Origin of the sequence: Acidocella sp. (assembly GCF_013044125.1) — a bacterium.
Taxonomy (GTDB): domain Bacteria; phylum Pseudomonadota; class Alphaproteobacteria; order Acetobacterales; family Acetobacteraceae; genus Acidocella.
This window is the reverse complement of record NZ_JABEVC010000217.1, coordinates 1-3599: the sequence shown is the minus strand read 5'-3', so window position 1 is coordinate 3599 and position 3599 is coordinate 1. Positions and strand designations below refer to the sequence as shown.

General features: G+C 58.5%; 2 protein-coding genes. Both read right to left on the bottom strand.

Annotated features, from left to right (window positions below):
- On the bottom strand, positions 1-1892 hold a 1892-nt coding region (locus HKL97_RS13150; protein ID WP_291426106.1), incomplete at its 3' end, for a DEAD/DEAH box helicase family protein.
- Positions 1893-1901: 9 nt separating this feature from the next.
- The gene (locus HKL97_RS13145) at positions 1902-3437 is read right to left on the bottom strand and encodes a site-specific DNA-methyltransferase (RefSeq protein ID WP_291426104.1); all 1536 of its coding nucleotides are present in this window, start codon (positions 3435-3437) and stop codon (positions 1902-1904) included.
- Positions 3438-3599 lie beyond the last annotated feature (162 nt).

The window sequence follows — 3599 nt, the reverse complement described above, 5'->3', positions numbered from 1 at the left end:
TGCGCGAACTGATAGACGATCCGGTTGCCGTCCAGGTCAATTTCAAAGCTCCTGGCCGTCTCGCGGATGGCGAAAGCCGCCTCACCCAATCGCGCCGGGTGGGCTGTGAGCGACCAATCATGGAATTCCATGAATAGATCGGTATCCGCGAACTCCAGATGGCCCTGAACGCCCGCCATCAGCCTGGGCATGCAAAAACGCTCGCCTTGCTCGGCCGGGGTGAACTTATCCTTGGTTTCCAAGCGATATTTCTGCACCGCCTCTGCAAATCCCTGCCGTGCCGGGGCGGGAATGGCGGCGGCAATCGCGGCCTCAATTTCAGGGGCAACGCGGCCTGTCACCGCGATTTCAACCGCGTCACCATCGCCAGCTACGACCGAAACGCCCTCGTTCTGCCCAACAGCGGCAAGGGTTGCGGCCACATCCGGCGGGGCTGTAACGGTATGGCGAAACACCGGCACGGGGCGCTCACGCGGCCCGAATAAGCCGGTCTCATCCAAGTCTCCCTGCGCGGGCTCAATAACCTCCTTGGCCTCTTGCTCGTCAAAGCCCATGGCCACCAGCTTGTCAGCCAGCGCCGAAGCGGCCGCGCCGAATGACGCCTCAGAAACATGGGCATAGGCCCGGTTCAGGGCATCCGCCTGGCGGCGTTTCGCATAGGGCATCCGCAGCACCCGGCCCAGCAACTGCTCCACATCGGTTGCGCTCTGGATGCGCGAGACCGAACAGAACACATAGGCGAAGGAGCAATCCCAGCCTTCCTTCAGCGCCTCAACCGTGATGACGTATTCAACCGGGCATTTGGGGTCGAATAAATCGATGCCATCCAGCTCCCGCTGATCTCCGGTGACGATGGCAATCTGCTCTTCCGGTATCTGCTCCACCTCCATCAGGTGTTTTTTCAGCACCTCGGCGGTGACTTCCTGATTCTTCGGCTGCGCCTGAAACAGCACGATAGGGCGAATATACTCAACCTCGCCCTTTGCCGCAGCCGCCAGCGCGGCCCGGCTGGCAATGGCGCCATTCACCGCCGTTTGCCAGCTATCATGTTCGGCCAGGATGATCGGCAGCTTGATCATCTCTGCCGCCTTCAATTCCTGCGCCGTGACGCTGTGCAGAATGTTGGAGTTGAAACGCGGCGTGGCGGTAAATTCGATGATGGCGCACGGATTGACCCGCGCCTGCATCTCCCGCGTCAGCCCCGTCACCGCGTTATGCGCCTCATCCACGATCATCAGCGGCCGGTGGATGTGCAGCAGATTGGCGAAGGAAAAACGCGGGTTGCCCGCCGCTTCGGTGGAGCCGTTAATCTGCTCAAGCCCCGCCATGTTTCTGGGAACCGCGCTGAAATGCGGCTCCATATTTTCGTTATGGGCATAGACCTTGCGGCCCTCGGTATTGCCTACCCGCAAGGTCTGGATGGTGCCGACAATGATGCAGGCATTGTCGCGGATATCCTGCGGCCGGATCATCGTGAAATCGGCGATGTCAAAAACCCGTACCCGGCCTTCAAACTGCTCATCCAGGACCTGGCGGTAGGGGTGGCGCGGGTTGCGCAGCGCCTCCGCCGTTTGCTGGCGGATGGTGTTGGATGGCACCAGCCACAACACCAGCGGATAATCCTTCTCAATCCAGGCATCCCGCGCCACACCGATGGCGTGCGCGGCCAGGATCGTCTTACCGCCGCCAGTGGGTAGACGCAGGCAGACATAGGGCGTGCCCGGCAGGCCATCGAGCGGCGTGTAATCGGTGCGATACCGGCCCAGGCGCTTTGCCTGCTCCGGCACACCCGTTACGCTGGCATAGGCGTTTTGCGGCCCGGCAATCCGCGCTTCTTCTAAAAAACTGCGGAGTATGGTGAGCGTGTCGGCCTGATATGGTTTGAGCTGCATGACCATTCCTCAGCGCCTTGCCTTGATATCGTAAGGCGTCTGTTTGAACGTCACCGCTTCGCGCTCCAGCGTCGGCGCGGTCAGGCGCGATTGCTCGCCATAGATGGTGACAGGTCCGGCAAAATCAGGGTCAATCTTGACGATGGCGGAACGGATCAGCGCCAGCGTGGCGCGCGTCAGCACATTGCCGCCATCCGGGCGCTTATCGCCAAGAATGCCATTATAGAGCAGGGCGAAGGCCCGCCCGTCGCGGATGCCAAGAAAAGGCGTGGCGCGCGTCTTGCGCCAGGGCGTGCCTGCTTCACTGAACCAGATATGCGCCGCCAGCACCGGGAAACGGATATTGGCGCGGATATGGCCATCCTCATCGAAAACCGGCGGGCCAAGCCGGTAGAAGCGGAACCCGCCGCCGCCCTTCCAACCGGCACTTTCGGAAATGCCGCCTTGTTCGCCCTCAATCACTTTTTTCAGACGCGGTGCGCAATGGGTTTCGGCATGCTCGCCCATCTCGATGCCGATATAGCGCCGCCCCATTTTATGCGCCACGGCGGCGGTGGTGCCGGAGCCGAGGAAGGAGTCGAGCACGAGGTCGCCGGGGTTGGTGGCGATGTTCAGGATACGCTGGATCAATCGTTCAGGCTTTGGAGTATCAAAAGCATTTACAGCGCCGAAAAGGGCGTGAATTTCTTTTTTCGCTTCTTGATTGTGCCCAACCTCTTTGTTGGTCCACCAACTCCACGATTTTACACCTTCAGCTTCAGACAGATAATTTTTAACGCGTGGCCGCGCCGTTCCATCAACGCCAAACCACATGCGCCCTTCTTCATTCAAGCGCATAAAATTTGCTTCGATATTCCCCCAACAACGCCCCTCTGGTGGAGAATAGCTTACCCCACCAGGCGTATTGATCGTATACATCTGGTTGGGTCGATATCCTTGGGCTGTAAAATCCGTCGAAACCCATGGTCCGCGCGGATCATTATCAGGGTTTTTATATGCTTTTTTCTGTTCCTCACTGAGCGGAAGATCGCTGAATCTATTTCGCGCAAGCTGTGATCCGTAAACAAAAATATGATCGTGAGCATCCCCCATATGGATGCGGCCGTCAGGCGATGTTCGTTTCTGCCAAAGCGCATTCACGATAAACTTTCCACGACCGAACACTTCATCCATCAAAACCTTCAGGTAATGGGCTTCATCGTCGTCCATATTTACCCAAACTGAACCGTCTTCCGCCAAAAAATCACGCAGAAGCTCAAGCCTTGGCCACATCAAGGCCAACCATTGCGAATGCTCAAGGTTGTCATCGTAATGCTCGAAGGCTGACCCAGTATTATAGGGCGGATCGATATAGATGCACTTCACCTGCCCCGCATAAAACGGCAGCAGCGCCTTCAGCGCGTCGAGATTATCACCCTGGATCAGCATATTTCCCGAAGCCGGATCGCCCGCCGACAAATCGGCCACCTCCTCCAGCAAGCGATAAGGCACGCGCCCAGCGGCACGAATATCTTCGTCTCGGGTCAGCCAGCTTAAAATCGGCATTCAGTTATCTTCTCTACGCTGTCCAGGGATTGATGATCTCAACCCCGCATTCCGCAAAATCCGCCACATTGCGCGTGGCCAGCGCCGCGCCGCGTGAGCGGGCAATGGCGGCAATCTGCGCATCGAACTGAGAAACCGGCTTGCCTGCCTGCCGGCGAGAAG